This window comes from Blastopirellula sediminis (assembly GCF_020966755.1).
Classification (GTDB): Bacteria; Planctomycetota; Planctomycetia; order Pirellulales; family Pirellulaceae; genus Blastopirellula; species Blastopirellula sediminis.
On record NZ_JAJKFT010000004.1, the window covers coordinates 579265 to 605482 of the forward strand.

31 protein-coding genes are annotated in these 26218 nt (G+C 58.7%); 18 read left to right on the top strand and 13 right to left on the bottom strand.

Features of this window, described 5'->3' with window-relative positions; genetic code table 11:
* Window positions 1-31: 31 nt before the first annotated feature.
* From LOC68_RS06070 to LOC68_RS06080, 3 genes are all read right to left on the bottom strand, one after another.
* Window positions 32-361 carry a co-chaperone GroES gene (locus LOC68_RS06070; protein WP_230216789.1) on the bottom strand — a complete coding sequence of 110 codons (330 nt, stop codon included), beginning with the start codon at window positions 359-361 and terminating at the stop codon, window positions 32-34.
* A 1321-nt stretch (window positions 362-1682) separates the two neighbouring features.
* On the bottom strand, window positions 1683-2390 hold the full coding sequence (locus LOC68_RS06075; RefSeq protein WP_230216791.1) for a tetratricopeptide repeat protein: 708 nt from the start codon (window positions 2388-2390) through the stop codon (window positions 1683-1685).
* A 150-nt stretch (window positions 2391-2540) separates the two neighbouring features.
* On the bottom strand, window positions 2541-2954 hold the full coding sequence (locus tag LOC68_RS06080; protein WP_230216793.1) for a hypothetical protein: 414 nt from the start codon (window positions 2952-2954) through the stop codon (window positions 2541-2543).
* Between the two features lie 720 nt (window positions 2955-3674).
* Between LOC68_RS06080 and LOC68_RS06085 the strand changes: the two genes are divergently transcribed.
* Window positions 3675-4799: a serine hydrolase domain-containing protein gene (locus LOC68_RS06085; protein ID WP_230216795.1), complete on the top strand. Its 1125-nt coding sequence runs from the start codon at window positions 3675-3677 to the stop codon at window positions 4797-4799.
* A 558-nt stretch (window positions 4800-5357) separates the two neighbouring features.
* Here the strand turns inward: LOC68_RS06085 and LOC68_RS06090 are convergent.
* Window positions 5358-5756, bottom strand: a complete 399-nt coding sequence (locus LOC68_RS06090) for a hypothetical protein (RefSeq protein ID WP_230216797.1) — start codon at window positions 5754-5756, stop codon at window positions 5358-5360.
* Window positions 5757-6343: 587 nt separating this feature from the next.
* Here LOC68_RS06090 and LOC68_RS06095 point away from each other — a divergent pair.
* Together LOC68_RS06095 and LOC68_RS06100 are read left to right on the top strand one after the other, a co-directional pair.
* Entirely contained in the window at window positions 6344-7276 is a 933-nt protein-coding gene (locus tag LOC68_RS06095) for a DUF1559 domain-containing protein (RefSeq protein WP_230216799.1), read from the top strand.
* Between the two features lie 62 nt (window positions 7277-7338).
* Complete coding sequence (locus LOC68_RS06100; protein ID WP_230216801.1) at window positions 7339-7752, top strand: carboxypeptidase regulatory-like domain-containing protein; 414 nt, start codon at window positions 7339-7341, stop codon at window positions 7750-7752.
* Window positions 7753-7781: 29 nt separating this feature from the next.
* Here LOC68_RS06100 and LOC68_RS06105 read toward each other — a convergent pair whose 3' ends face one another.
* From LOC68_RS06105 to LOC68_RS06115, 3 genes are all read right to left on the bottom strand, one after another.
* Window positions 7782-9359 (bottom strand): arylsulfatase, encoded by a 1578-nt coding sequence (locus LOC68_RS06105; protein WP_230216803.1) that lies wholly within the window; start codon window positions 9357-9359, stop codon window positions 7782-7784.
* A gap of 142 nt (window positions 9360-9501) precedes the next feature.
* Window positions 9502-9954, bottom strand: a complete 453-nt coding sequence (locus LOC68_RS06110) for an Ig-like domain-containing protein (protein ID WP_230216805.1) — start codon at window positions 9952-9954, stop codon at window positions 9502-9504.
* 98 nt (window positions 9955-10052) lie between these two features.
* A complete protein-coding gene (locus tag LOC68_RS06115) occupies window positions 10053-11033 on the bottom strand; it encodes a DUF1559 domain-containing protein (protein WP_230216807.1) in 981 nt (326 codons plus the stop codon).
* A 504-nt stretch (window positions 11034-11537) separates the two neighbouring features.
* Between LOC68_RS06115 and LOC68_RS06120 the strand changes: the two genes are divergently transcribed.
* The gene (locus LOC68_RS06120; protein WP_230216808.1) at window positions 11538-11906 is read left to right on the top strand and encodes a hypothetical protein; all 369 of its coding nucleotides are present in this window, start codon (window positions 11538-11540) and stop codon (window positions 11904-11906) included.
* 160 nt (window positions 11907-12066) lie between these two features.
* Here the strand turns inward: LOC68_RS06120 and LOC68_RS06125 are convergent, their stop codons facing one another.
* A complete protein-coding gene (locus LOC68_RS06125; protein WP_230216810.1) occupies window positions 12067-12360 on the bottom strand; it encodes a hypothetical protein in 294 nt (97 codons plus the stop codon).
* Window positions 12361-12522: 162 nt separating this feature from the next.
* Window positions 12523-12918 carry a phosphoribosyl-AMP cyclohydrolase gene (gene hisI / locus LOC68_RS06130; protein WP_230216812.1) on the bottom strand — a complete coding sequence of 132 codons (396 nt, stop codon included), beginning with the start codon at window positions 12916-12918 and terminating at the stop codon, window positions 12523-12525.
* Window positions 12919-13348: 430 nt separating this feature from the next.
* Between hisI and LOC68_RS06135 the strand changes: the two genes are divergently transcribed.
* Together LOC68_RS06135 and LOC68_RS06140 are read left to right on the top strand one after the other, a co-directional pair.
* Complete coding sequence (locus tag LOC68_RS06135) at window positions 13349-13882, top strand: glycosyltransferase family 2 protein (RefSeq protein ID WP_230216813.1); 534 nt, start codon at window positions 13349-13351, stop codon at window positions 13880-13882.
* A gap of 476 nt (window positions 13883-14358) precedes the next feature.
* Window positions 14359-14892: a helix-turn-helix domain-containing protein gene (locus LOC68_RS06140; protein ID WP_230216815.1), complete on the top strand. Its 534-nt coding sequence runs from the start codon at window positions 14359-14361 to the stop codon at window positions 14890-14892.
* A gap of 9 nt (window positions 14893-14901) precedes the next feature.
* On the opposite strand, the gene LOC68_RS06145 is transcribed toward LOC68_RS06140, so the two are convergent.
* The 4 genes from LOC68_RS06145 to LOC68_RS06160 form a co-directional block, all read right to left on the bottom strand.
* Entirely contained in the window at window positions 14902-15150 is a 249-nt protein-coding gene (locus LOC68_RS06145) for a hypothetical protein (protein WP_230216817.1), read from the bottom strand.
* A 116-nt stretch (window positions 15151-15266) separates the two neighbouring features.
* Entirely contained in the window at window positions 15267-16097 is an 831-nt protein-coding gene (locus LOC68_RS28490) for a DNA alkylation repair protein (RefSeq protein ID WP_230216819.1), read from the bottom strand.
* Window positions 16098-16108: 11 nt separating this feature from the next.
* Window positions 16109-16435 carry a Dabb family protein gene (locus LOC68_RS06155; RefSeq protein ID WP_230216821.1) on the bottom strand — a complete coding sequence of 109 codons (327 nt, stop codon included), beginning with the start codon at window positions 16433-16435 and terminating at the stop codon, window positions 16109-16111.
* A gap of 78 nt (window positions 16436-16513) precedes the next feature.
* Window positions 16514-16912 carry a GNAT family N-acetyltransferase gene (locus LOC68_RS06160; RefSeq protein WP_230216823.1) on the bottom strand — a complete coding sequence of 133 codons (399 nt, stop codon included), beginning with the start codon at window positions 16910-16912 and terminating at the stop codon, window positions 16514-16516.
* A gap of 438 nt (window positions 16913-17350) precedes the next feature.
* Here LOC68_RS06160 and LOC68_RS06165 point away from each other — a divergent pair, with 438 nt between their 5' ends.
* The 12 genes from LOC68_RS06165 (at window position 17351) to LOC68_RS06220 (ending at window position 26200) form a co-directional block, all read left to right on the top strand.
* A complete protein-coding gene (locus LOC68_RS06165; protein ID WP_230216825.1) occupies window positions 17351-18136 on the top strand; it encodes a DeoR/GlpR family DNA-binding transcription regulator in 786 nt (261 codons plus the stop codon).
* 36 nt (window positions 18137-18172) lie between these two features.
* Window positions 18173-18883: a phosphate propanoyltransferase gene (gene pduL, locus LOC68_RS06170; protein ID WP_230216827.1), complete on the top strand. Its 711-nt coding sequence runs from the start codon at window positions 18173-18175 to the stop codon at window positions 18881-18883.
* A gap of 189 nt (window positions 18884-19072) precedes the next feature.
* Window positions 19073-19381: a BMC domain-containing protein gene (locus tag LOC68_RS06175; RefSeq protein WP_315858839.1), complete on the top strand. Its 309-nt coding sequence runs from the start codon at window positions 19073-19075 to the stop codon at window positions 19379-19381.
* A gap of 43 nt (window positions 19382-19424) precedes the next feature.
* Window positions 19425-19694 carry a BMC domain-containing protein gene (locus tag LOC68_RS06180; protein ID WP_230216829.1) on the top strand — a complete coding sequence of 90 codons (270 nt, stop codon included), beginning with the start codon at window positions 19425-19427 and terminating at the stop codon, window positions 19692-19694.
* A 60-nt stretch (window positions 19695-19754) separates the two neighbouring features.
* Window positions 19755-20942, top strand: coding sequence for an acetate/propionate family kinase (locus tag LOC68_RS06185; protein WP_230216831.1), 1188 nt, complete (start codon window positions 19755-19757; stop codon window positions 20940-20942).
* A gap of 3 nt (window positions 20943-20945) precedes the next feature.
* Window positions 20946-21407 carry a EutN/CcmL family microcompartment protein gene (locus LOC68_RS06190; RefSeq protein WP_230216832.1) on the top strand — a complete coding sequence of 154 codons (462 nt, stop codon included), beginning with the start codon at window positions 20946-20948 and terminating at the stop codon, window positions 21405-21407.
* A gap of 64 nt (window positions 21408-21471) precedes the next feature.
* Window positions 21472-22911: an aldehyde dehydrogenase family protein gene (locus tag LOC68_RS06195; protein WP_230216834.1), complete on the top strand. Its 1440-nt coding sequence runs from the start codon at window positions 21472-21474 to the stop codon at window positions 22909-22911.
* A gap of 3 nt (window positions 22912-22914) precedes the next feature.
* Complete coding sequence (locus LOC68_RS06200) at window positions 22915-23172, top strand: EutN/CcmL family microcompartment protein (protein ID WP_230216836.1); 258 nt, start codon at window positions 22915-22917, stop codon at window positions 23170-23172.
* Between the two features lie 21 nt (window positions 23173-23193).
* Window positions 23194-23868 carry a hypothetical protein gene (locus LOC68_RS06205; protein ID WP_230216838.1) on the top strand — a complete coding sequence of 225 codons (675 nt, stop codon included), beginning with the start codon at window positions 23194-23196 and terminating at the stop codon, window positions 23866-23868.
* Between the two features lie 20 nt (window positions 23869-23888).
* Complete coding sequence (locus LOC68_RS06210; RefSeq protein ID WP_230216840.1) at window positions 23889-24179, top strand: EutN/CcmL family microcompartment protein; 291 nt, start codon at window positions 23889-23891, stop codon at window positions 24177-24179.
* Between the two features lie 62 nt (window positions 24180-24241).
* Window positions 24242-25105, top strand: coding sequence for a class II aldolase/adducin family protein (locus tag LOC68_RS06215; RefSeq protein WP_230216842.1), 864 nt, complete (start codon window positions 24242-24244; stop codon window positions 25103-25105).
* A 153-nt stretch (window positions 25106-25258) separates the two neighbouring features.
* Window positions 25259-26200: a lactate/malate dehydrogenase family protein gene (locus LOC68_RS06220; protein WP_230216844.1), complete on the top strand. Its 942-nt coding sequence runs from the start codon at window positions 25259-25261 to the stop codon at window positions 26198-26200.
* Window positions 26201-26218: the final 18 nt, after the last annotated feature.

Genomic DNA, 26218 nt, shown 5'->3' on the forward strand with positions numbered 1-26218 from the left:
GCTTGTTCGGTTGAGGTTCCGGATGCGGAACTTAGTCCAGCAGGACGGCTTGGATGTCGTCTTCGCGGATCAGAATGACTTCTTCGTCGCCGATCTTGAAGGTGTCGCTGCCGGCGTAGCGGCTGAACACGACGCGATCGCCTTCAACGACTTGCAGCGGAGCGCGAGTGCCGTCATCCAGCAAACGACCATTGCCGACGCTGACGACGATGCCGCGCGAAGGCTTGTCTTGGGCGGCGCCCGGCAGAACGATGCCGCCGGCAGTCATTTCTTCGCTTTCGTCACGCTTAACGACAACTCGGTCGCCAAGGGGCTGCAAACGGGGCTTGGAAGCAGTTTTCTTTTTGGTCGCGGTCGCCATTCGTCGATTTCCTCCGAGAATGATCCTGGTTTGAGGAACATGGGGATATGAGGATGCCGGGCCCCTAGGGGCGCACCGGCTGCCAATCTTGCGGAAATTCAAGATAAAGCCCCATAAGAGCAAGCCGTGTGCCAACAAACTGTCTCGCGTCGTAAGTCGTTGATTAGCAAGCGACTACGAAACTGGCCACTTGGGCGAGGCCCCGATTCGGCCCGCCATCTGCCAAACTGACAGAGGTGGGTGAATGACGAATGCCGAAGCTCGAATGACGAAACTCGGATCCCAAAATCAGCACCGGACCCCGCCGCATTTTTTTTCAACTAGGGTGGCCCGTCCAGTCTCGCAAAGACTGGGCGGGTCGCGCAGCGACAAGATGCCGCGCCATCGGCGCGGCCAACCCATTCATCGCCACCAATGAGTGGACTGGACTCCACGCGAAATTTTTTGCGACATCTTACCTATCCGACCCTAGTGGCAATTTAGGTGGTCTGCGAGTCCGATTTCCTCTCCCAACAGGACTGGACCGCAGCGCGAATTTTTTTCGGGTCGACGGTGGACTGGACTCCGCACAACTTTTTTTGTGTGGATCATCGGACCGGACCGCATCTACCTTCTCAATCGGCCGAGCTTGCTGCCAATTCCTTCGCGCCCAAAACAACAGTGGACTGGACCGCACACTTTTTTCTGCCCGTCCCCATTTTTCGGCTGCCCAAGAAACAGGGGACGCGCGCCGCACATTTGCATCCTCCCGTCAACGGCCGTCGACGGTCGCACGCAATCGTAGGCGTCAGCGCCAATCGGTTTCCGTCGATCGCGACTGGCTCAAGCCTGCACGTAACGTGCAGGCGAACTTGTCAAGCAAAGTCGACGGCGTCAAAACGGGGAGAACGCCACCTAGGTCCTCCCAGACCTGCCGTTTCCCCAGCAGAATCAAGACGCGACTCCCGCGCCTCGGCATCGAGAGAACGGAGAGCCGTTCCCGTTTCACAGCGGCGCTTGCACGCCTGAACATATTTATACTACAAATCGGACCCGCGAGGCAAGAGAGAAATCCGGGTTGGTGCGTCCCGTCTGCCAAAGACTGGGGGGGCGCTTCAGCGACAAGATGCCGCGCCATCCGCTCGGCCAAACCATCTATCGCTGCCAGTGAGCGGACTGGACCGCCGCGTATTTGTTTCGTGATCAGGCCATTCAAAGCAGCTTGGCAGTCGGGGCAAGCTCGCCCACAACCGCCAGCGAACCGAAGCGTTCGCGTCCCGCACTCGATCAGAAATCGGTGCGCTTTGTTAAGCGACAAAGTCGCGCTACGTCCAGACGGACCCTACTTTGGCTGTTTGTCCGAGGGAGCTTCTACGAAAGGTTTCTTGTTTCGATACAACTCGAGACGTTGCTCCAGTTCCTGGCGTGCATCCTTGTCTTCGACAAGTTGGATCGCTTGTTCTTGGCGCTCGATCGCTTGGGGAAAGTTGCCGGCGGCAGCGTAGGCGGCGGCCAGCGTGTCGATCGAAAATCCATTTTTCCAATCGCTGGATTGGCAGTCGAGCGTAGCGACTTCAATCGCGCGTTTGGGGTTGCGGGTTTTCTTGACCGGGCAAGTCGCCAGCAGCCAGGCAAGGTTGTTTTTCGCGTCTGGATAAGCGGGATCGAGGGCGATCGTCTGTTCGTAATCCGCGACGGCGAGGTCATATCTTCCCGCGATTTCGCAAGCGTAGCCGCGATTGTAGTAGAAATACGCGAGGAGCGGATCATTGGGATCGCCGGTCGCTTTGGTCGCGATGTCGATCGCGGTCGCGTAGTCCTTTAGCGCTGCGTCGATGTCGCCAAGGATCGAGTAACAGTTTCCCCGATTTCCGTAAATCGCTGGATTGTTGGAAGTCTTGGCAGCTTCCGTATAGAGCTCAATCGCTTTTTCAAATTCGCCATTGCTGTAGGCGGTCTCCGCCGCGCGATGTGCGTCCGGCGGTCCGCAACCGACAATGGCGGCTACTAACAAGGAAAGGAGCGACAGGTTTCTTGCAGAAAGTGTCATTGGGGTTCCTGAGCCAAAACAGGAGACAATGTTCGAGAATAACTGGGCTCAGTAAAAAAGCAATTTGCGCGATGGAAGTTGTTCCAGCAAAGGCTTGACCTGCATTGGCTTGTCAGATCGAGCGGCTAGCGGCTCCGGCGCACTGGGGCGTTAGACGCTTCGAGAAATCTCGGCCTGACCGTCGGAGATCGACTTGCTGATTAGCGCCGCCAAATCCGATTCCAGGAATTCCGCCGGCATTAGCGACGTCTCGTTAAAGGATTCCCAATGCGAGGGCTTGCCGGTCCAGAATCGTTCGGCTTTGACGCTCACAGCAATTGACAGTTGGTTCGCTGGATCCGCGGGTTCGACTACGGAGATGGTAGCGGTGACCTTCTGCTGTTCCCCGGTCACGGTTCGTTTCGTGGCGAAAGAATAGCGAATGCTCCGCAGCGGATCGTAGTGCGGCTGACGGTTGGAAAAATCTGTGACGGTAATTCCTAACGTCTCCAGTTGCTGCTGGATCGCATTTACCGCGGCGTCGAATTCACGGCAAATCAAATCGAATGAAGCGGGATGGGGCATCGCGTAGTTCGCCGGATCTTTGTTGACGGGTTGCCGTCAAGTCTAGTGCCAGTCGTGACCGCACCACAAGCATTGTTTCGCAACAGGCGTACGTACAAGTCGATGACATTCCGAGCAGCGGTTTTCGAAGATGTCTCCGCGTCGGATTTCCAATACGCGATTCAACGCATTTGCAATTCTTTCCGTGTGAGGCGTCCGAAACGCGGCTAGAACGTCCGCGTCGTCGACTTGGCCGTCCCGTTCTTCAAGAAATTCGTGAAGCATGAGGATTTTGTAGTTTTTGGCATCGCTCAGAATCGGCACGACGTATTCAGTCAAACGCCGTTCCAGCGGAGTCATCCGGTGTCGGAAGTGCTGCGAGACGTAGGCTCGTAACGCAAGGTCGTCATCATAGGTATCGGCGGTCATGGCAACGCCGCAGAATGATATCGGGTGATGCGACATGATGTGTGGCGTAGAAAAGGGGACGGAGCAAGAACAGGTTGATGGGCTTTTCGCCGCAAGTGCACGTACGTGGTGCGTCTCGACGCACCTTGCCTTGGCTAAGTCGGAGTATAGCGGCGGCTATCGCAATGTTGCCTCTAAATTGCGTTTGTCCGCCGCAATTCTCGCCACAGAAGTGAGAGGAACGGCGCCATGCCGACCGTCGTTTATTTGATTTGACGACTTCCCATTAGCACGGCATATTTTCTCCAAACAAATCTTCGCTGGAGCAATAGGATGAACGGTCGGTGGACGCGGCGCGAGTGGTTGGCGGTGGCTGGGGCTTTGGCTTATTCTCCCACCCTCTTTGCCGACAAGCCGGCCAATGCGGATCTGACGCAACTGCTGCAAACCGAATTCAAAAAGCATGGTCTGGCGGCGCTGCTGTGCGGCGTGTGGCGCGGCGAAGAGAACGTGTTGTCGCTCGCGCTCGGCGACACGATGACCGGCGTTCCGGCGACCACCGCGATGCACTTTCGGACCGGCGGCGTGACGCTCAGCAGTGTCTCTTACCTGTTACTGCAACTGGTCGACCAGGGAGTGCTGAAGCTGGACGACCCGATCGGGAAGTGGCTTCCCGATTTGCAGAAGTCGAACGAAGTGACTCTGCGGATGTTGGCCAACTGCACGGCCGGCTACTACGACTACGTCCTGTCGGACAAGTTCGAGAAGGATTGCCTCGATAATCCGTTCCGCCAATGGACGCCGCAAGAGTTGATCGCGATCAGCATGGCCGAGCCGATGCTCTACCAGCCGAACAAGGGTTGGAACTACTCGCACACCAACTTCGTGATCTTGGGCGAAGCGATCCAGAAGGCGACTGGCAAGCCGCTCGGCGAGTTGCTTGACAAGAACTTGATCAAGCCGCTCGGCCTAAAGGGAACGAAATACATTACGACGCCCGAGATCCCGTCGCCGGTGTTGCACGCGTTTACGGCCGAACGCGGGATCTACGAAGACGCGACCTTCTGGAATCCTTCCTGGACTTCGCACTCGGGACAAATGATCTCGACCCTCGGCGACTTGGGAACGTTGGCCAATGCGATCGGAACCGGCAAGCTACTCTCGAAAGAGGGACGCAAAGAACTGACCGCGCCGACCGCCGTCGGACTGGGGATGAACACGGAGAATCTCTACTACGGGCTCGGGATCGTCTGTGCGAACGGCTGGCTGTTTCAAAACCCGAAGTTCAACGGCTATAACCTGGCGTTCGGCTATTTGCCGGAGCAGAAGCTGTCGGTCGTCATCTCGTCGATCATGGGACCGAAGTGCGCTCCCGACACCGCCTATGCGACGGCGGTCTTCAAAGAAGTTGTCAAGACGCTGGCGCCGAATCACTTGTTGCCGGACGTGTTGAAATAATCCGGCAACCGATCAGGTTAACGTCCCGATCGGAAGAAGTCGGCCTTCGACCCGTCCCATCCACATTTTGCGCAGGTACGGGGCGTGAACTCATGTTCGCAGTTCGCGTAGCCGTACAAGTGATGTGCGCATTCAGGGCACAGGGCTTCCATGCGGGAAGCGGGTGGGAAAAAGAGCGATTTACACTCGTCGCATGTAATTGCGGCGGGCTCGAGATACTGCCCGACCTTTGACTGCGGCGATTCCGAGACGCCATGGAACGGAATGGACGCATCGGCCGTTCGCTGTGATTCTTGAATTTGAATCGCCCCGTCAAACTCGCCGGGAACGCGTAACGTCAGCACGTCTCCTTTCGTAACGGCAAGTGGCGCTAGTGGGATCAGGCTTCCAAACCACAAGGGCGCTTTATCTGGTTGTATCTTTGACCTCGCGCGAAATCGGAGGTCGACCGCGATTGCTTCGATGCAAACGTCGCCTCTCGCATCAAGCAATGTGCAGTTTGGGTATAGCATCGAAATCTTCGTCGTCTTGGTAGTGTGCTTGTGGACGCACCCTAACTTACATTGGCGTTCGCGCGGTTCCGTTGACAGTGACGTTTTTTTCGGCGTCGATGACAACCTGGTCGCCGACTCTCAAAACGCCGAAGTCTTGATCATTAAGGAGGAAGCGGACCGTCGACGCGTCGACGCTGTCGAGTTGGATCGTAACGTCGTCTCCGAGCGAAAAACGCTTGCGCGCCGTTGAATTTTCGGTATTGATGAGGTCCGCGTCGATTTCACCCTCGGCGCTTGCGCCGCTTGAGTTCGCCTGGACGTGGAAATCAATGCCGAAAGCTTGGGCGGTACCGACCCCTTCCTGATTCGCGACGAAGTCACCGGTGGTTGGAGGGATCGGGGGCGGGGAGCTTCCGCCGCAACCAACGAGTGCAAGCGTCAGGACCGGGAGGAGGTTTTGCATAATGGCGCCTTAGATTTGTCGGAGAAGATGTCGATTCGACGGCGCGTCAAACTCCGCCGATGTTATTGGGGCGACGGAGTCCGACGCGTGCCAATATAACTTCTGAGCTTTGGCCGGCGCCATTCAGTTTTCGAGTCTTGGTAGGGGAGTCTGGAGGCGCCAGTAACCAGCCCGAGGGTGATGCGTTCTTTTTGCGTGGCTACGCAATCGGAGTTGATCGTGCGCCGCAAACGCATTTCACGACGCTCACCCTAATTGGCGGTCGCGCCAAGATCGAAAACTATTTCTTTTCGCATCTTTTGCGAGTCAAAAATCACTTGTCGTGGGGATTGCCGATCGGCATTTGCACTTTCTTCTGTCATCAGCGGCGCAAAACTGTGGCAAGCAACTTGGCGTCGTAGAGAATTGTTTCAGCGCTAAGACAAATTATCCGCCGTCTATGTCCCTATTTTTCAAAGGTTTGGCGAGATAGCGCGCGCGTCGGTCACTTCGGACGGCATAGCAATTGCGTTAGTGAAGGCACATAACCTCTGGCGGTTTCCCGCCGTTATCCTTCCTGATTCTTCTCCTACAGAAGTGACCTACCTATGTCTCGCAGTAGCCAGTCCCGACGTGGTTTCACGTTGGTTGAATTGTTGGTGGTGATCGCCATCATTGGCGTTTTGATCGCATTGTTGCTGCCGGCTGTGCAGCAAGCCCGCGAAGCGGCTCGACGGATGCAGTGCAGCAACAACTTGAAGCAGCAAGGCCTCGCGCTGCACAACTACCACGACGTCTTTCAAAGCTTTCCGCCTGGGTACGTCACTCCGAATCGGATCAGCTGGCAGGCGATGATTTTGCCGCAGTTGGAGCAAACGGGGCTTAACGATCAACTGGCTGCGGCCGGCGCTTTCACGGCGGACAGCGCCGACTCGGCGAAACCGGTTTGGCACAACAACCCGGCGATCGTCTCGGCAGGAGCGACGCCGCTGGCGCAAACCGTAATCCAAGCCTACATCTGCCCCTCCGATCCTTCGGACGAACTGAATACGAAATTGCGATCGGACGACTCGACCAATCCGGGGCAGTATGCGAAGTCGAACTACGTCGGAACGTATACCGCCGCGTTCTACAACAGCGCCGGGACCAAGACGGAAGATCGCAACGCGATGTTCTACGCCAACTCGAAGCGGAATTTCCGCGACATGATTGACGGCACCAGCAATACGCTGGTCGTCGCCGAACGGGGGACCGTTTCCAACTATGTCGGCTCGCTATGGATTGGCTGGCACGATCTTGAGCCGGGCCGAACGACTGGGGATCGTTGGTTCATGGGACATGTCCGGATCAACCGCTTGAGCAATGACACGCAATATCCGATCAATGGCACCATTGGTCACGCCGCGAGCAGTTCGCATCCGGGCGGCGCTCAGTTCTTATTCGGCGACGGGGCGGTTCACTTCATCGGCGAGACTGTCGATGTGCGGACCTATTCGGCCCTGGGGACGATCAACGGCGGCGAAGTGATCGGCGAGTACTAGTCGCCGCCGCGTCTCACGTTGATCTGGAACGAATTCATTCTCTTTTTCGAGGAGCGTCTCGCATGGTGCGCGGACTGTGGGGAGTCGTGTTGTTGTCGGTTTCGTTGATCGCCTTGTCTGGTTGTGGACAAGGCGGGCCGGCGCTGGGACAAGTTACCGGAACGATCACTCAAGATGGGCGACCGCTTCCTGACGCGTTCGTCAGTTTCTATCCGGCGGCAGGCGGTCGATCGTCGCATGGCATGACCGATCAAAGCGGCAAGTATCTGCTCCGCTTCACCGGGATGAAAGATGGCGCGCTCGTTGGAGCGCATACGGTCAAAATCGAAACGGGCGTTCAGCTCTCGGAAAGCGAAACAGGCCCGAAGCCGAAAAAGGTTCCGCAACTGCCGGCTCGTTATAACGCCGAGAGCGAATTAACCGCCGAAGTGGAACGCGGAAACAATACGTTCGACTTCGACGTGCAGGCGAAGTAGGCCATCGGGCAGGCGCGGCCTGCCTTATGTTAGTTCTTCGCCGGCGTTCCGTTCTTGTTGAGTAAGGGCGGCGTCTTACCGGAGACGGGCTTCGTCTCCGCTGGTTTCAGGTGGTCGGTTTCGACGGCCGTTTTGTGCCAGAGCTGCGAAAGTTCCTGGACTACTTTCGGATGTTCTGCGGCGACGTTGTGGAGTTCGGTTCCATCCTTTTCGATGTCGTACAGTTCCCACTGCGATGCGCGGTGGGTGACCAGCTTCCATTTCCCTTGGCGGATCGCGCGGTTGGTGGCGAAGTGGAAGTAGAGGAAGTCGTGCGGCTCGCGGGTCTTTCCCTGGAGGATGGGGAGGAGCGATTTGCCTTGCAGCGGTTCTAGCTTGCGCTCTGGCCACGCGGCGGGATACTCGGTTTGGCCGACGTCGACGCAGGTCGCCATGAAGTCGATCAGGTGAGCCGTTTGGTCGGTGATTGCGCCGGGCTTCGTTTTCAAACCGGCAGGCCAATGAACGATCAGAGGCGACGAGATTCCCCCTTCATGTTGATTCTGCTTGTGCAAACGAAACGGCGTGTTGCCGACATGCGACCAGCCGGTGTCGTAGCACCAGTAGGATCGCGAATCCCACGGCTCGAATTCTTTTCCCTTGGTCCGATCAAACGGACAGGCGCCGTTGTCCGAACAGATCAAGATTAGCGTGTTGTCGAAGACTTCTTTCTGTTTAAGGAACTGGACGAGCTGGCCGGTCGTTTGATCGACGCGGTCGACCATTGCGGCGAAGGCGGCCATGCGCCGGCGTTCCCAGTCGCGATCTTGTGCGGAGAGTTCATCCCACGCCGGGACATGTTCGGGACGGGGCGAAAGAGCCCACTCTTTCGGAATGAGCCCCATTTCGATTTGCCGCTGGTATCGGGCGGCACGCAGTTTGTCCCAACCTTCGCGATAGCGATCTTCGTATTTGCGGAAGTCTTCTTCGCGGGCTTGCAGCGGATAGTGGGGAGCGTTGTGGGCGATGTACAGGAAGAACGGCTTGTCAGGATCTTCGCTGAGCGACTCGCTAAGAAACTTTTCCGCCCACGCGAGGTTCGCATCGGTGGTGTAGAAGTCTTCGTCAAAGTCGTCCCACTTCTCGCCGTTCAAGCGAAACGTGTTGTCGCCGACAAAGTAGTTGGTCGCGCCGGAGAGGTGCCCGAAGTATTTTTGAAAGCCGCGGTCGGTCGGCTCTGCGTGTAGATGCCACTTGCCGACCATCGCGGTGTTGTAGCCCGCTTTACCGAGGACTTCGGCGATCGTCACGCCGCGCGAGAGCGACTCGGCGCCGGCTTGATCGCAGTAGAGCCCGGTCAGAAGCGATACCCGCGACGAATGGCACTTGGCCGTATTGTAGAAGTTGCGGAATCGCAAGCCGCCGTCGGCCAGGGCGTCGATGTTCGGCGTCTCGATCTCGCTGCCGTAGCAACCGAAGTCGGAAAAGCCGAGATCGTCGACCATCATGATGATGACGTTCGGGCGATCCGCGGCAACCGCCGGCGAGGCTGCGAGCAGCGATAGCGCGCAGCAGGAGAGGGCGAAGATCAGAAAGGAAGCGGGGCGACGAGCGGCTGGGGCGTACATGGCAAGCTGCAATGCGGGGGGACATGGGGTTTCGGTCTTAGTATAGACGGAAACCCGACCCGAATTGCAGCGAAACTTTGGCCGCCCTGGCTAGGGCTTTTCGACACGGTCCTTCATTCGCTTCCTTACGGAAGCCGCCGCGTTACGAAGTCAGCGCGAAATCAAAGGTGTTGTCGCCCGGCTGGACTTCCGCTTCGAGTTCGCTCTTGATGTTGTACCGAACCGGGATTTTCGGTTTCCCCGATTTGAACGGCCGCTGGGCCTGGGCGCTGTCTGCGTCCAATTGAGCCTCGGCGGGGGCGTCATCCTCTTCGCTCGGTGCGATTTCAACGCGATTGTGGCCGACCTTGGTTCCACGGGTATTGCGAATGTAGGTCAGCTCGTACTTCCCTTCGGCATCGGTGCGGCCTCGGGCCGGACGTCCGCTATCAGGTTGAAAGACGACGACAATGCCGCTGAGCGGCTTCCCGTCAAACGTGATGGTTCCGCTTACCTGACCCAGGTCAGGCTGATCACTCGCGCCACCACAGCCTGACAGACTCAGTAGCATCACCGACAAGGCCGCGGCCAGGCGACCAGCTTGTTTTGACTTCACTGTATGACTCGTTATGGGGCCTAAAGGATGTTCAAATTTCAATGGAGAGCCGCGCTCCATGATCGGCAGCGCGGCTGGTTTGCGATTCGTTCTGCAGATTAGAACTGGCCGAGGACTTCGCCCTCTGCGCGGGTGCTGAGCCCCTGGTAGGTCGCCATGTCCATGTTTTCCGACAGGAAGCGGACGCTGCCGTCTCCCAAGCAGAAATTGGCGCCGCCGGTGTGCCAACTGCCGGCCGCTTCTTCGGCGCCGCCGTTGATCGGGTCGTTCCCTTCCGCGGCGATCAAGTACTCCGTCATCTCCGTAGGCGGATTGGAGTCGGCGCCGCCGGCGAAGATGGCGTGCCGGTCGCAGCCGGAGCTATAGTGGCCGATCGTTTCGCCGCCGGTGTCGACCACCTCGCTGACGAAGATCGTGTTGGAAAGGCCGTCACGCACATCGGCGAATCGAGTCTTGCTGTCGACGTAGAAAATCCCGTTGCCATTCATGCAGCCCCAGGCTTCCGACCGCATCTGGGCGAGAGTCGAAACGCCGGTGCAAACGCAGTCGTCGTTACCGTTGCCGATCCGGGTGCCCATGTTGCCGTTGTAGTTGGACGGTTGCTCCTTATCCCCATATTTCTGAGGGCCGGGGCTGACGAATTCCTGCGACGGGCACCAGAAGACGTTCACGACGCTCGTCTGAACGACCAACGGCTTCCCGGAAGATGTGCCGCCCGATTCGTTGCCCCAACCGTCCGAGCCTTGGATGGCGTCGAACATCGCACTTTGTTCCAGGAACGACAGGATGTTCGAGTGCCACGTCCAGCCGTGTCCGTAGTATCTGTCGCCAGCGGCGTTCACAATCCCTTGATTACCGGAGGAGAGGCTCTGGTAGGTGTCGTGGTAGTTGTGCAGGGCCAGTCCGATCTGCTTCAGGTTATTCGTGCAATGCATTCTGCGGGCCGCTTCGCGAGCTTGCTGAACGGCGGGCAGGAGCAGCGCGATGAGGACGCCGATGATTGCGATGACCACGAGCAACTCCACCAAGGTGAAGCCACGGCGGCGAGTTTCCAAACGTGAGAAACTACCAAAGCTCATTTAGGTAACTCTTTAGAAATGGGTAAAGAAGTTTGTGTGAATCGCGGCAGCCAATTACTGCTCGCGACTGCCCGAAGGCTGAATTCGAGCAAGTAGAATTGAGCAGGGCGAAAGCTAACAATCGTTGTTAGTGCAATCTCGGGGGAATTCATCGAAACCTAATAAAGCGCGGTGCTCATGTGGTTCATGTGGGGGTTTAACCGGGAGGGAAGCGGAGAGTCGTTTGCGCTAAAGAGAGAAATTAACACGGTCTTTACGTTGCCCGGATGACTGCCCGAGCAGGGGCGTTTGCACCCGGAAATTAGGGGTGAAACGGGCTGGCGCGGTGATGTATTTGCGCGGCTTGTCGACTGACGAGGAACATTCCCTCCAGCGCGATGCCAACGTTCTCTTAGAAGGTTTTTTTTCGTGTAAAACGAATCGATCTACCGCGGACAGGCGTCTTTATGATGAGGGTGTGATTCCCCGTTTTTGGCGTCCCGTTTCCCGTCGCGAGAACTCGTCATGCGAAAACTTATTCTGCCGATCGTGCTCCTCTGTTGCGTGGGAGCGGTGACCATTGCAGTCGCCAAGAATGACAAGAAGGAAAAGGCCCGTCCGCAAGGGACGTTTGAAGTGGAGATGGTCTCCCTGGGCAACGGCCGCTGGGTGGCGATTCGCTACAACCAGGTGACCGGCGAAGCGGTCGAAATGCAGGAAGGCGCCTGGGTGAAGATTGAGCCTTCACGCGATCTGGAAGACCGGACCGGCGCCTACCGCGTCAAGCTGATGCAGACGCAACCCGGGCGTTATGCGGCGATCCTGTTTGACGAGGACGATGGTCAGTCGTGGCATCTGAACCAGGGGCGTTGGCTGCCGATCGCCGGTTCCTAACGAACGTAGGGCAGGCCGTGCCTGCCGAAATGCGAACGGTTGAACCTCGGCAGGCACGGCCTGCCCTACGATGAGGACGCCGCTTCCAGAAACAAAAGAGGACCGCCGTAACTGGCGGTCCTCTTCTTTTGGTTCTAGCTGGTTGCGGCTGACGTTCCGCTTATTGGGGAAGCGCGGGGGCTCCTCCGGGCATCAGGAACGAGGCGATGATGTTGATCACGACCATCGCGGTCCAGATTCCCATAATCTGCCGGGCGCCAAGTTTGTCCGCTTTCACCCAGCCCATGATAAAGGCAATCAAAAAGCCCAGAAGTGCGCAAGGGATAGTCGCCAGGCAAACGATCGCCAGCGTCGCTTCGTCGTTTTGAAACATCTTGATGATGATCATGATGAAGCAGCCTAGTTGAATAATCCCGCAAACGCCTAGCGCGAACAACAAAATCATTGCGAACATTTTGGTCCCCCCAAAGCAAATGTTGTAAACCCCTGTTACTGTCGCTCAATATATCGGGGGGAGATTCGACCGCCTAGCGAAAAATGAACGATTGCCCGGCAAAATGCAGGTTGGGAGGCCTAGTTGGACGCTGGCTGAGGATCTGGAGAAACGGGGATTAGTTTACGGTTTTTTCCCATACGCTTCGGCCGGATCGACCAGGCGGTCGCCGACGATCTTCGTCTCTTCCGGCGTGATCTGGCGGAAGAAGCAAGTCCGGTAGCCTTCGTGGCACGCGGCGCCTTCCTGGCGAACTTTCAACAGGACGCAATCGGCGTCGCAGTCGACAAAGATGCTGACGACCGTCTGCACGTGCCCGCTTTCTTCTCCTTTCCGCCACAGTTTGCCGCGGCTGCGGCTGAAGTAGACGGCGCGGCCGGTGGCGAGCGTTTCGGCGAACGCCTCTGGATTCATCCAGGCCATCATCAGCACCTCGCCGTTGTCGGCGTCTTGGGCGATCGCAGGGACCAGACCGCCGGCCTTGGCGAAGTCAGGTTCTCGGGGGAGTGAAATGGGCATGGCGCCACAGCTCTTGGAAAGGTGGTAGGGACTTGTTCAGTTTGCGGGGGGAGTGCGGGGTTGGTCAAGTCGGTCTGGGACCGTAGGTGGGTGTTGGCGCCATGCTCTTGCGGCGACTTCGCCGGATGAGCATGTCTTCAATGCTTTTTGCCTGGGCGAAGACATGCTCTTCTCGCGAAGACGCGATAAGAGCATGGCGCCAGATGCACCCCGCTCGTGATTTCCCCTTTGCAACTGTCACAACCCGACTTTGCGGCACGAACGCACTAAGCACACTCGTGGCGGGGAGATTGAAAAAGGCCAGCGCTTCCGCCGATCTTTCCCAATGTGGGTGCTATCACGCCGATTTGGCCTGAAAGTGCGCCTATAGGCGGACCAATCCCGGAATTGCGGTCGCCCCGTGCCGACTCGAGTGAAAAGAGGTGAGACGTTGGACAAGTCGCTGAGCCTAATCATGCCGGTTCACAACGCGCAGCAGTGGCTGGCGCGCGACGTCGAACGTCTGCTCGACGTGTTGCCGGAATTGACCGATCAGTTTGAGTTGGTGATCATCGACGACGGTTCGACCGACCATACCGAAGAAGCCGCCAGAGAGCTCTGCGATCGCTACCCGCAGGTCAAATTGCACCGCCACGCGCGCTGCCGCGGGATCGCGTCGGCCGTCGATACCGGCAGCCAACACGCCGAAGGGGACGTGGTGCTGATTCATGACGCCCGCCGGCCGGTCAACGAAGCCGACCTGGTGGGGATGTGGCAAATGCACCAAGAGAATGCGGCCCGTCCGGCCGTTGCGCAAGCGCCGTCGGTCCCCAATAACCCGGGACTGGGGCTTGATCAGAGCCTGCTGGAACGGCTGATGCAGTGGGGTTCGGATGTGAAAAAGGAACGTCCGGCGCACTCGCCCGATCTGCTGCCGCGGCCGAATTTCCTGCGGAAGATCGGCAATTTCGCACTAGGCGAATAATTTCAACAAAAAAAGTAACAGCAGGATCGCCAGCGCTAGATGTCAACTTGTGGCATCAATTTGAAAATAGCTGATTAATATTTCTTGAAATGGATAGCGAACTCCGTTAGAATCCAAAGTCGCCAATGAGGACTTCCAGGTCCATTCTTCCTAAAAGAGGCACTTTCGGATTTATTTCGTGCCTGGAGGGTATCTCAAGGCGTCCCATCACTTTCTGGGGTCGTACAGGGTTTTCAGAGAACCTTGCTCATCAAAAGCGGCCGCAGAAAAAACTAGACGTCGGATACGCAATCAAGTCGGCTCAGGACAGTTGGCTTGCGTAGCGGCGGGTTAGCGGAACAGAGTTCGATTTCCTTATCTCGTAGGCAATTCTTCCCAACCCGACTCGTTCGGAACGGCTTTGCTGCGCGGTTGGAAACTTGCATCTTTGCCTTCGCTCCCAATTCGGCGTCACCGGAACATAGGGAGGACAGATTATGGCAACGGTTCCTTTCGAACTGACTCGCGGTTCGTTGGCCTTTGTATCTCCGCGCATTCGGACGCAGCCTTCGAGGCCGCTGCATCGAATTCGAGAGGTACGTAAAGAACAAGGCGTATCGCTCCGCACGGCAGCTCGGCGACTGGGCATCACCTCGTCGCAAGTTCGTGATGAAGAAGAAGAGACGTCCGATTTGCTCCTGAGCCAACTTTATCGTTGGAGTCAGGCATTGGATGTCCCCGTGCAAGATTTGTTGGAAGAGCCGGAGTGCGATCTATCCGCTCCGATTCGCGAACGGGCTCAATTGGTTCGCGTGATGAAGACCGCCAAGGCGATCCTCGAACGGGCCAAAGAGCCGAGCATTCGCATCATGGCCGAAACCCTCATCAATCAGCTGAACGACATTATGCCGGAGCTGAACGAGGTGAACGCCTGGAATAACGTCGGCCAGCGCCGCTCGCTGGACGATCTCGGGCGCACCGCCCAACGCAGCTTCTCGGATGATTCAATCCTGCGGGCGATGCGCGACTAACAGGAAAAGTCAACGTTTGCGCGGCATCGTCGCCTGGCCGACTGCCGCGCTAAGAGGAAATCGGCGGAGAAAGCTGCCGACGAAGAAGTGCCCGACGTATTTGCCGTCGGCGCCCATTTCCAATCGATGAAAGACGTGCGGCGACAAACTGCCGTCGTCTCGCCGGATCCAATACCATTGGCCCGAAACGAACCCGAGCTTCTCGGCGAGCTTTCGCTCGTCGGCGGAGATCGGGTTTTCTTCGTTTCTGCGGGGCATTGTTGGAGCGACTTAAGGCATTTGCTAATGGGTGGCACTGCTGGCTTGTCCAGCAGTGTGAACCCTGTACTCGCTTCGCACTGCTGGACAAGCCAGCAGTGCCACCCAAGCGTCTCTTATTCTTTGCGTAGTGTTCTTAGCGCCCGGTGGACAATTCTCGCCGTTTGCGGCGTTTTTGACTCGCTTTGCCAGCGGTCGCATGTCTTGATCACCCAGTCGGGCTGCGACTTGCTGGCGTCATTCAGCCAGTTGGCGACCGAATCTTGCACGTACTTCGTCTCGTCGCTATTGCACGCGTCGAGTAGTTCGATCATCGGCGTCGGGTCTTCTTTCAGCCGCTTGAGATGGGCGCACCACACGCCGCAAGGTCGGGTCACTTCGATCGCAAAGCGACGGACATAGGCGTGCTTGTCGTTGGCCCACGGCTGAAGACGATGGACTTCGTCAATGAGCGCGTCGGGCGCCGGGCTGCGAACCGCCATCCAGGCGATCTCGCGCACGCCGGCGTTCGAGTCGATCGCGAATTTGCGGACCCGTTTCAGCCGCTGCACAAAGGTGAACTTCGGATTGGCGGCGTCGGCAAAGGCGCCCCAGATCCGCACCACGTCGCTCGCGTGCGCCGCCATTTTGTCGTAGACCACGTCCGCTTCTTTGCCGCCGCCGAGCGCCGCATGAAACGCGGCGCCGATCCCGGTGCAGCGCTGCATGATGCCGGCTTCGTTTAATTCGCGAGCCGCTTTTAATAGCGACTTTTGCGCGGCAGCGTCGGTCACGCCGATTTCGGGCAAGATCGCTTTGAGGAGCTTGGCCTGGTCGATGATCAGCCATTCGACCAGGTTACGCGACTCAATCTGGCCGGCGTTCATCGCTTTCAGAACGTCGGCCGGAACTTCGCTCCGGCGGCGGGCCGGCTTGCGGGCGTTCAGCTCTGCGATCGTGCGCGGCACGGCGGATCGCCTTACTCAGGGCTAACGGTCGAGTCGAAGACGCGAACCTTCGCCCAACCTTCTTTGTTGTTGGCGATGAACTCGAGGTGCCGCTCGGCGGTCTGGTAGGCGTTCTGCGCTTCGAGCGAATCGAAGATGACGTGCAGCGCGACGTCGAAATCGCGGTCATTGACCGGGCGATCGAGTTCCGGGGTGAGCAGACCGGCCGAGTAATAGAGGCAGCCGGGATGTCCCGACAGATATTTATTGCACTCGGCGACCAGCTTTTCTTTCGCTTCGACCGACTGGTCTTTCAAAGTGAAGAAAACGTTGTGGGCGATGTGCTTACGCTGGGACATGGGGACTCTCTTCTCGGATCAAACGGTCGTCAGGAAAAACGTACTCTAACGGGACTTGGCCCAGTCGGCAATCGGCGGCTATTGGTAGCCGTGGCTGCGATAGAAGGCGACGGCGGGCCCCCAGGTCAAGAGAGTTTCGGCCGAAAGCTGCCGAACGCCGTGATCCCAGGCAGATTGTTCCAGCGTCGTTAGAAGTGCTGTGGCAACTTGCTTTCGTCGAGCGTTTGGGGCGACCATCAGCCAATGAATGCGACCGATGTCGCGAGCAATTTCGAGCGTCACAACGCCATTTGGCTGTTGCGATGTGAGGTCGATGCTCCACCACATCCGCTGCGGCGAGAACCAGGAGCGAGTCGTCAATTCGCGTTCAAAGCGCGAAACGCTCCAGCGGTCACGACGGGCGAGAAAGATCTCGCCGTGCAGGCAAATCCAGTCGTCTGCGGAGGGTTGCTCGGCGAAGGTGACGATTGTCGTCACGGCGTTCGCTGCCGCGGCCGGGCGCTCTATCAGCTGTTTACGGAGAATCAACGGTAGAGGCATCGCAAGGCCGGCGGTGCAGGGGGGCGAACTGGGTGAGCTCCATCATAAAAGCTGCCATGGTCGGATCGTGGCGGCTGTACCAAAGATTTGCCCTCGTCCAATGACAGAATCCCGCCAAGCCGATTTGGCCGTTTTTGGCCATTCTGGCGATTCTAGCGGTCATTTCGGCGTTATTCTTTGACTGAAGTCCCTAGATTAAAACGCGTAAGTGTTGCTAGCATCTGCGGTTGCGCCAATATGAGCGTTCTGTGAACGCAAATTTTCCGAGTTTGAAAGAATTCTTGCAGGGGCTGATTGTTTTTCGTCAAATAGGGATGCATAATCTAGGTCGAGTAAAGAAAGACGATAAACTGCTAACCTTCAGGAACTCCAGATATGCAAGCGGACGTGCGGAGAGCACGACTGTTAGAGCTGGTGCGGTCGCGAGGATTCGCCTCGCTGCCGGATCTGGCCAGCGAGCTGGAAGTTTCGGAATCGACGGTTCGCCGTGACCTAGATTCTTTAGAGGACCTCGGTTCGGCCAAACGGACGCATGGCGGCGTCTTTTACACCGGACCGGCCCCCAATCTCCCGCACTTCGAGCTGCGACAGGAAATGCAGTGGGAGAAGAAACGGCAAATCGCTCGAGCGGCGAGCGCGCTGATCGAAGATGGAGACACGGTGCTCTTGGATGGCGGAAGCACGACCTACGAGCTGGCTCAGCTGTTGGTCGGACGGACGCTGCAAGTGGTCACCAACTCGCTGCCGGTCGCGAACCTGTTTATGGCCAGCAGCACGACCGATTTGATTTTCGTCGGCGGTTACGTTCACAACCGAACGGGAGTTTCGGTTGGTCCCTACGCCACGGAGATGATCGCGAAATTAAACGCTCGGCGAGCGGTCCTCAGTACGGCCGGCATCACCGAGCAAGGACTGTACAACAGCAACTTGTTGTTGGTCGAAACCGAACAAGCGATGGTCCGCGCCGCCGGCGAAGTGATCATCGTCGCCGATAGTACGAAATTCGGGCGACAGAGCCTGGCTCACCAATGTCCGCTCGATGAGATCGACCGCCTGGTGGTCGACGACCAGATTACGCCTGAGTGGCTGGAAGTTTTGCAGAACGCGGGGATCGACACGATCATCGCCGACAGCACGACGCCGCCAGACGCCGTACGCTAAACCCTCCGCATGCCTGTCGATTAAGAACGCCCCCCAATGACGCAAGCTCCGACTCTCGATCGCTCGACGATCGAACGAATCGTTCGCCAGATTGTCGCCGGCAACTCGGCTCCGGCCGCCGCTGCAGCTCCGGCTGCCGGCGCGGCGCCCAAGCTGGTCGTCAGCATCTCGGCGCGTCACGTTCACCTGACCGACGCCGACGTCGAAACTCTGTTTGGTCCGGGTCACACGCTGACCCCGATGAAGGACCTCTATCAAGACGGCTTTTACGCCGCCGAAGAGACGGTGATGGTGGTTGGTCCGCGTCGCCGCATGCTGGAAAAGGTTCGCATCCTGGGACCGACTCGCGACTACAGCCAAGTCGAGCTCGCGTTCACCGACGCGATCTCGCTGGGGATCGACGCGCCGGTTCGCGCCAGCGGCAAGATCGCCGGCACGCCGGGCTGCGTGCTGGTTGGTCCACGCGGCGTGGTCGACCTGCGAGAAGGGGTGATTCGCGCCGAACGCCATGTCCACATGAACAACACCGACGCGAAGTTCTACGGAGTCGCCAACGGCGATCGGGTGAACTTGCGAATCGTCTCGGGGGGCTGCACGACGACGTTTGAGGATCTGCTCGTGCGAGCCGACGACGTCAGCAAGCTGGAAGTTCACCTCGATACGGATGAGGGGAACGCGTGCAATCTGGATGCGGCGACCGAAATCAAGCTGGTCAAGCAAGAGCCGTGCGGCTGCAAAACGCACTAAGGCTCGCTTGCGTCCGGCGACGCGAATCGAACACGTCCGCGCCGGCCCTTTGAGACTGCACCATGACGAGGTTGGTCGGTCGCGGACGCTTTACTTTGAGATCAAGTTGAATGTGACGCCGCCAAGCGAATGCGGACGCGGCAATTTTGAAATTTCGTTTCCTGTTTTTTGTATCGGGAGAGACACCCCATGGCGAAGGCAATGGAAGCGTTGGGCATGATCGAAACGAAGGGTTTTATCACCCTCGTTGAGGCGACCGACGCGATGATGAAAGCTGCGAACGTGAAGTTCGTCGGCTGGGACAAAATTGGCAGCGGTTTGGTTTCGGTCTTCGTGACGGGCGACGTCGCCGCCGTCAAAGCCGCCACCGACGCTGGCGTTGCGGCCGCTGGTCGCGTTGGCGAAGTGGTCGCCGTTCAAGTGATTCCGCGTCCGCACGACGACCTGACGGTCGTGTTGCCCCCTTCGGTCAACTACGGCGGCGGTTCGGCTGGCTAGTCTCTCCCCCTACAACGAACATTCCCAACAGGAATTGAAAACGATGCAAACTGCAATTGGCATGATTGAAACCAAGGGATTGGTCGGTCTGGTCGAAGCGACCGACGCGATGGCGAAGGCCGCCAACGTCAAGATCTCGAAGCGCGTCAACATCGGCGGCGCCTACATCACGGCTGTCGTCACCGGCGACGTCGGTAGCGTTCGCGCTGCGGTCGAAGCGGGCGCCGCTGCGGCTCAGCAAGTTGGCGGCCTGGTCGGCAGCCACGTGATTCCGCGTCCGGCTGACGGTTTGGTGGACGCCTACTTCAGCTAGTAGCGAGAAGTTCGACATTCGTTTGTTTCCCCGGTACGCACAGGAAGGAGCCTCTACGCCATGAAGGTTTTGGTAGCCAATCTCGGTTCGACCAGCTTCAAGTACCGCCTATACGACATGGAGAGCGAGACGCAGTTGGCCCGCGGCGGCATTGACCGCATCGGCGGCAGCGAAAGCTCGTGCTCGGTCGAGATCGGCGACTGGAAGGAAAATCGAACCGCGCATGTTCCGGATCACGCCGTTGCAGTGCAGCAATGCCTGTCGCAGCTGACCGACCCGGAGCATGGTTGTCTGAAATCGGCGGACGAAGTCGCTGCGATTGGATTCAAGGCGGTCCACGGCGGACGCGTGTCGGGCGTGCAGCGAGTCACGCCGGACGTGCTGGATGCGATGGCGGAAATGAGCCCCGTCGCGCCGGCCCACAATCCTCCTTACATCAACGCGATGCGTTTGTTGGGAGAGAAGCTTCCCGAGATTCCGTTGGTAGCGGCATTTGAAACCGGCTTTCATCAGACCATTCCGAATCGGCTTCGTTACTATGCGATTCCGAAAGGTTGGTCGGACGAATACCAGATCAAACGCTGGGGTTTTCATGGAGCGAGCCACCGATACATCGGCGTTCGCTCGGCCGAGCTATTGGGACGCGACGACCTCCGCGTGATCTCATGCCATCTCGGCGGCAGCAGCAGCTTGTGCGCGATCCGCAACAAGCGAAGCGCCGCGACGACGATGGGAATGAGCCCGCAAACGGGGCTGCCGCAAAACAATCGGGTCGGCGACTTTGACGCCTACTTCTTACCGATGCTGATGGAGAAGACCGGCAAGTCGCTGGAAGAACTGCTCGCTTATCTCGGCAGCCAGGGCGGCTTGCTGGGAATCAGCGGCGGGATCAGCGGCGACATGCGCGATTTGGAAGAAGCGGCCGCCGGCGGCAACGCCGACGCGCAGCTGGCCATCGACGTTTACATCAGCGAAATCCGCCGCTACCTGGGCGGAATGCTGATCGAACTCGGCGGCGTCGACGCGATCGTCTTCACCGGTGGAATCGGGGAGAACGGCAAGCAAGTGCGAGCCGACGTTTGTGCGAACTTGAGCGAACTTGGAATTGAACTGGACGCGGCGAAAAACGACGCGGCCAAAGGCGAGTCGGCCATTCACGCCGACGGCGGCAAAACGCAGATCTGGGTCATCCCGACCAACGAAGAGTTGATCGTGGCCCGGCAAACCAAGCAACTGTTGGAGAGCTGATCGATGTTCATCGCGAAAGTGACCGGCTCGGTCATCGCCACGCAAAAAGTGGACTCGATGGTCGGCAATAAGTTGCTGGTCGTCGAGCCGTACCGCTTGGAACCGAAAGATCGCAAGACGCTGGTCACGACCGGACGTACGTTCATTGCGGTCGATATGCTCGGTTCAGGCGTTGGCGACTTCGTGTTGATCACCCAGGGCTCCAGCGCTCGTTTGACGCCGGAGACCAAGAGCTTGCCGATTGATTGCGTGGTGGTCGGAATCGTCGACCAGGCTCACATCGATCAAGCTTGCGTCTATTCGCGAGAAGACGCCCCGGCGGAAGAGCAGCCGCCGGTGGAAGTAAAGCCTCCGGTTGAAGCGAAGAAGGCGAAGCCGAAGGCGGCGCCCAAACCGAAGCCGGAACCGGAAGCGGAACCGACTCCGGAAGGCGAACCCGAAACGGACGCCGACGCGACCGAATAGTTTCCCCCAAACAGCGACACCCCGCGCGGCTTGACCGCGCACCACGATAACGAAAGTTTTCGCCATGCAAATCGACGAATCCTTGATCCGAAGCGTCGTCGCTCAGGTGCTGGCCGAAGTTGGTTCGGCGCCTGCGGCCACAAGCGGTTTCACTGGTCGCCGCGGCATTTTTGAATGTGCCCACGAAGCGGTCAGCGCCGCTCGCGAAGCGTTCGAGCGACTTTCCGAGCGAACCGTCGCCGATCGCAAGCAGGTCATCGACATCATCCGCAAGATTGCGATGGACCAAAAGGTCGAGCTCGGCACGATGGAGATGAACGAAACGCAGATCGGTCGCTTGGCGCACAAGATCGAGAAGCTCGAAACGTTGGGCAAAATGACCCCCGGCGTCGAGTTCCTCGAAAGCAAGGTCTACAGCGGCGACCATGGTCTGGCCGTGATCGAACACGCTCCGTTCGGCGTCATCGGCTGCATCACTCCGGTCACCCACTCGCTGCCGACCATCACCGGTAACGCGATCAACATGATCGCCGGCGGCAACACGCTGGTCGTCAATCCGCATCCGAGCGGTAAGCGGGTCGCGGTCGAAGGGGTGCGTCGCTACAACGAAGCGATCTTCCGCGCCCTGGGAATCGACAACCTGATCTGCGTGATCGCCGAACCGACGCTGGAAACGGCCGATGTGATCTTCCATCACCGCGACGTGGCGATGATCTGCGTCACCGGCGGTCCGGCCGTCGCCAAAGCGGCCCTCAACTCGGGCAAACGCGCCGTCGTCGCCGGGCCGGGAAATCCGCCGGTTGTGGTCGACGAAACGGCCGACTTGGATCGTGCGGCTCGCTGCATCATTCAAGGCGCCTCGTACGACAACAACTTGCTCTGCATCGCCGAGAAGGAAGTCTTTGTCGTCAACTCGGTCTTCGACGACCTGATGAAGGCGATGGAACGAGCCGGCGCCGTCCGTTTGAACTCGAACGAAATTGATCGCCTGACCAAGGTGGCGATTTCGGAAGTCGAGATGAACGGCAAGAAGAAGATGGTCGCCCACAAGGACTTCATCGGCAAAGACGCCGCCGTGTTGGCCAAGGCCGCCGGCAAGAGCATCAACCCGAACGTCGAATTGATCTTCGGCGAAACCGACGAGCACAACCCGTTCGTTCCGGTCGAACAGATGATGCCGTTCGTCCCGTTCGTTCGCTGCCACGATGTGGAAGAAGCGATCGATAAGGCGAAATACTATGAACACGGCTTCCGTCACACGGCGATCATTCACTCGAACAACGTCCGCAACATGACTCGCATGGGTCGTGCGATGGATACGACGCTGTTCGTCAAGAACGGCCCCTGCATGGCGTCGCTTGGCTTGGGAGGCGAGGGTTACATCTCGTTCTCGATCGCCACGCCGACCGGCGAAGGGGTGACGACGCCGCTCACGTTTACGCGTGAACGCCGTTGCTCGCTGATTGACGACTTGTGCATCCTCGGTCACCCGGGCAAGAGATAAGCGATGAATCTGGCGAAGGTAGTCGGTACGGCGACCAGCACGGTCAAGCATCCGTCGATGCAGGGCTGGAAGCTGCTTGTCGTGCAGCCGCAACTGATCGACGGCGGGCCTGATGGGCATCCGCTGTTGGCGGTCGATGCGGTCGGCGCCGGGCCAGGCGAAACGGTCATGATCACCAGCGACGGCCAGGCGACCCGCGAACTGTTGGGTTTTCCGAAGACGCCGGTTCGCTGGACCGTGATCGGGATCGCAGACGAATAAACGAGACGCTTCGAGACGGTCATGCAACTGAGCCCGGAACAAATCGATCGCATTGTGCGGCTGGTAGTCCAGCAGGTACGTGCGCTGGAGAAGAGTTCCGCGGCGACGACGGTGCAACTGGCTCCGAGCGTCGAAATTTCGACCGACGGCAGCGAAGTGGCGCTGGCCGACCGGATCGTGACGATCGAGACGCTGGAAGGAAAGATCGGCGGCGCCAAGTCGCTGGTCGTTTCTCCGCAAGCGATCGTGACTCCGGCGGCTCGCGACGCCCTACGTGATCGCGGCGTGAAACTGCTTCGCGACAGCGAAGCGGCGAAGCGAGCGAAGAAGCCGGTCGAAGTGCTGGCCTTTAACGCCAACGGCGTCACGTCGTGGCGCGAACGAGGACCAGTCGGCGTCTTTATCGATTTGACGTCGACGGTCAAGCAAGCGGCCTTGGCCGCGAAACAAGACAAGATTGTGATTCTGCTGACCGAGTCGCCGGAGGCGGCTTGCTGTGCGGCGAATCGCGATGCGGAAATTCGGGCGGCGTCGGTCGATTCGATCGACGCGCTCAATCGCGTCCTGCCGCAAACGGCGGCCAACGTGATTGCGGTCGATCCGGGCAAAATTGCTCGCGAGAAAATCGCCGAATTTATCGAAACGATTCACTTGCATCAGACGGTCGCCGCACCGGCGGCCCTGACGCAAAAGTAACCGCTTGGGATTTGTGACTCATGCGTATCGCAGAAATCGTCGGCAAGGTGACGCTCGGCAGAGTTCACCCCACGTTGCAGGGCGCCCAGCTCAAACTGGCCGTCCCTTTGACGCTGGAGCATTTGCGCGGCGAGAAAGATCCGCTCGATGATGAGTTCCTGGTGGTTTACGACCCTTTTTCGACGGGCGTCGGCGAGCAGATCGCGCTCAGCGAAGGGGGCGAAGCGGCCCAGCCGTTTTATCCCGAACTGAAGCCGGTCGACGCGTACAACGCGGCGATCCTCGATTCCGTCCACTTACGTGACCAATAACGGACTAGTCGCCCCGCAATCGACTAGCGACCCTGTCTCCTAACCAAGCGAGCAGACAAGCGATGACCAACGTTCACCGTATCAAGCAAGACATTTGTGAAATCGGCCGCCGAATCTACAACAAGGGATTCGCCGCCGCGAACGACGGTAACATTACCGTCCGCATCAGCGAGAACGAAATCCTCTGCACGCCGACGATGCAGTCGAAAGGCTTCCTGAAGCCGGAAGACATCGCCACGATCGACATGACCGGCAAGCAGATCGCCGGCAGCAAGCCGCGTTCGAGCGAAGCGTTGCTGCACTTGGAAATCTACCAGCGTCGCGCCGACGTGAAGAGCGTCGTCCACTGCCACCCGCCGCACGCGACCGCCTTCGCGATGGCTCGCGAACCGATTCCGCAATGCGTGCTGCCGGAAGTCGAAGTCTTCCTGGGCGACGTGCCGATCACCAAGTACGAAACCCCCGGCGGCAAGGCCTTCGCCGAAACGATTCTGCCGTTCGTCGACAAGACCAACATCATGCTCTTGGCGAACCACGGTACGGTCAGCTACGGCGAAACGGTCGAACGCGCCTACTGGTGGACCGAAATTCTGGACGCCTACTGCCGCATGCTGATCCTGGCGAAGCAGCTGGGCCGCATCGAATACTTCACCGAAGAAAAAGAACGCGAACTGCTCGACCTGAAGCAACGTTGGGGCTGGAGCGATCCGCGTAACACCGAAGAGTACAAGGACTGCGACATCTGCGCGAACGACATCTTCCGCGACAGCTGGAAAGATTCGCTCGTCCAGCGGAAAGCGTTCCCCGCTCCGCCGGCGATGGGCCCGAAGGCGCAAGCCGCCGCTCCGGTCCTGGGCAACGATCAGGAAGCCCTGATCCAGGCGATCACCACCCGCGTGATGGCCGAACTGGCGAAGCGTTCGTAGTCGAAAGAGTCGAAGTGCCGCCCCACACTATCCCGCAGCGCAAGCAAGGGAATGTGCCTGGCCACTTCAACAGGTGAGGCGCCGCGACATGCCGGCGCTTCAGGCTACGAAGAACCAAAGACGCAGAACACACCCTGACTGGTTGAGAGAGACATGAAAGTTAGCATCATCGGCGGCGGCGGTTTGGTTGGCTCGTGTGCGGCGTTCGCGCTGCAGTGCGGCGGCATCGCTCGCGAAATCGCGCTACTCGACCTGAACGCCGATCTGGCTGGCGGTCACGCCTTGGATCTGTTGCATGGCGCCCCGAGCGTTGCCGATCAGATCATCACCTCCGGCAGCTACGAACATATTCCGGATAGCGACGTGATCTGCATCACGGCGGGTCTTCGTCGCAAGCCGGACGAAAGCCGCTTGGACCTGATCAATCGCAACGTCGACCTCTTCCTGTCGATTCTGGATAGCGTCAAAAGCGCCGGCGTGAAAAAGGACGCGATCTGCTTCGTCGTCTCGAACCCGGTCGACATTCTGACCTACCTGGCCGCGCAGCGATTGAACCTGCCGTCGAGCCAGGTGATCGGTCTTGGTACGCAGCTCGACACGATCCGCTTCCGCAGCTTGATCTCGCAAGAGATGAAGCTGGCCCCGACCCAGGTCAAAGCCCTCATCCTGGGCGAACATGGCGACAGTATGTTGCCGGTCTGGTCGTACGCGACGGTCAACGGCTTGCCGCTTGAGAAGTTCCCCGGCTGGAACCCGAACAAAGCGAACGAACTGTTTGAACGGACCCGCGGCAGCGGCGCCGAAGTGATCAAGAAGAAAGGTGGCGCCGGGTTCGCCGTCGGCATCGCCATCCGCGACGTGATCGAAACGATCGCGCTCGACAAGAACCAGGTCATGCCGGTCTCAAGCGTGCAGAACGGCTGCTACGGCATCCGCAACGTCGCCCTCAGCGTGCCGACCGTCGTTGGTCGCAAGGGGGTTGTCGGAACGTACGAACTCGACCTCTGGCCGAAAGAAATGCAACAACTGCGTCACAGCGGAAACGTGCTGCGTCAGACGCTGGAAACCGTGCTGAAGCGAGTCGGCGGGAAGTAGTTTGAGGTCGTTTTTGGG

What these genes read in the sequence shown, in the direction of transcription:
- LOC68_RS06125 (WP_230216810.1), bottom strand. Translation starts at nt 12,360, where the DNA reads ATGTTCGCAATGATTTTGTTGTTCGCGCTAGGCGTTTGCGGGATTATT.
- LOC68_RS06155 (WP_230216821.1), bottom strand. Translation starts at nt 16,435, where the DNA reads ATGTCCCAGCGTAAGCACATCGCCCACAACGTTTTCTTCACTTTGAAA.
- LOC68_RS06175 (WP_315858839.1), top strand. Translation starts at nt 19,073, where the DNA reads ATGGCGAAGGCAATGGAAGCGTTGGGCATGATCGAAACGAAGGGTTTT.
- LOC68_RS06185 (WP_230216831.1), top strand. Translation starts at nt 19,755, where the DNA reads ATGAAGGTTTTGGTAGCCAATCTCGGTTCGACCAGCTTCAAGTACCGC.
- LOC68_RS06190 (WP_230216832.1), top strand. Translation starts at nt 20,946, where the DNA reads ATGTTCATCGCGAAAGTGACCGGCTCGGTCATCGCCACGCAAAAAGTG.
- LOC68_RS06140 (WP_230216815.1), top strand. Translation starts at nt 14,359, where the DNA reads ATGGCAACGGTTCCTTTCGAACTGACTCGCGGTTCGTTGGCCTTTGTA.
- LOC68_RS06220 (WP_230216844.1), top strand. Translation starts at nt 25,259, where the DNA reads ATGAAAGTTAGCATCATCGGCGGCGGCGGTTTGGTTGGCTCGTGTGCG.
- LOC68_RS06205 (WP_230216838.1), top strand. Translation starts at nt 23,194, where the DNA reads ATGCAACTGAGCCCGGAACAAATCGATCGCATTGTGCGGCTGGTAGTC.
- LOC68_RS06210 (WP_230216840.1), top strand. Translation starts at nt 23,889, where the DNA reads ATGCGTATCGCAGAAATCGTCGGCAAGGTGACGCTCGGCAGAGTTCAC.
- LOC68_RS06095 (WP_230216799.1), top strand. Translation starts at nt 6,344, where the DNA reads ATGTCTCGCAGTAGCCAGTCCCGACGTGGTTTCACGTTGGTTGAATTG.
- LOC68_RS06085 (WP_230216795.1), top strand. Translation starts at nt 3,675, where the DNA reads ATGAACGGTCGGTGGACGCGGCGCGAGTGGTTGGCGGTGGCTGGGGCT.
- LOC68_RS06070 (WP_230216789.1), bottom strand. Translation starts at nt 361, where the DNA reads ATGGCGACCGCGACCAAAAAGAAAACTGCTTCCAAGCCCCGTTTGCAG.
- LOC68_RS06165 (WP_230216825.1), top strand. Translation starts at nt 17,351, where the DNA reads ATGCAAGCGGACGTGCGGAGAGCACGACTGTTAGAGCTGGTGCGGTCG.
- LOC68_RS06215 (WP_230216842.1), top strand. Translation starts at nt 24,242, where the DNA reads ATGACCAACGTTCACCGTATCAAGCAAGACATTTGTGAAATCGGCCGC.
- LOC68_RS06180 (WP_230216829.1), top strand. Translation starts at nt 19,425, where the DNA reads ATGCAAACTGCAATTGGCATGATTGAAACCAAGGGATTGGTCGGTCTG.
- LOC68_RS06105 (WP_230216803.1), bottom strand. Translation starts at nt 9,359, where the DNA reads ATGTACGCCCCAGCCGCTCGTCGCCCCGCTTCCTTTCTGATCTTCGCC.
- LOC68_RS06075 (WP_230216791.1), bottom strand. Translation starts at nt 2,390, where the DNA reads ATGACACTTTCTGCAAGAAACCTGTCGCTCCTTTCCTTGTTAGTAGCC.
- LOC68_RS06115 (WP_230216807.1), bottom strand. Translation starts at nt 11,033, where the DNA reads ATGAGCTTTGGTAGTTTCTCACGTTTGGAAACTCGCCGCCGTGGCTTC.
- pduL (WP_230216827.1), top strand. Translation starts at nt 18,173, where the DNA reads ATGACGCAAGCTCCGACTCTCGATCGCTCGACGATCGAACGAATCGTT.
- hisI (WP_230216812.1), bottom strand. Translation starts at nt 12,918, where the DNA reads ATGCCCATTTCACTCCCCCGAGAACCTGACTTCGCCAAGGCCGGCGGT.
- LOC68_RS06100 (WP_230216801.1), top strand. Translation starts at nt 7,339, where the DNA reads ATGGTGCGCGGACTGTGGGGAGTCGTGTTGTTGTCGGTTTCGTTGATC.
- LOC68_RS06145 (WP_230216817.1), bottom strand. Translation starts at nt 15,150, where the DNA reads ATGCCCCGCAGAAACGAAGAAAACCCGATCTCCGCCGACGAGCGAAAG.
- LOC68_RS06195 (WP_230216834.1), top strand. Translation starts at nt 21,472, where the DNA reads ATGCAAATCGACGAATCCTTGATCCGAAGCGTCGTCGCTCAGGTGCTG.
- LOC68_RS06200 (WP_230216836.1), top strand. Translation starts at nt 22,915, where the DNA reads ATGAATCTGGCGAAGGTAGTCGGTACGGCGACCAGCACGGTCAAGCAT.
- LOC68_RS06120 (WP_230216808.1), top strand. Translation starts at nt 11,538, where the DNA reads ATGCGAAAACTTATTCTGCCGATCGTGCTCCTCTGTTGCGTGGGAGCG.
- LOC68_RS06090 (WP_230216797.1), bottom strand. Translation starts at nt 5,756, where the DNA reads ATGCAAAACCTCCTCCCGGTCCTGACGCTTGCACTCGTTGGTTGCGGC.
- LOC68_RS06080 (WP_230216793.1), bottom strand. Translation starts at nt 2,954, where the DNA reads ATGCCCCATCCCGCTTCATTCGATTTGATTTGCCGTGAATTCGACGCC.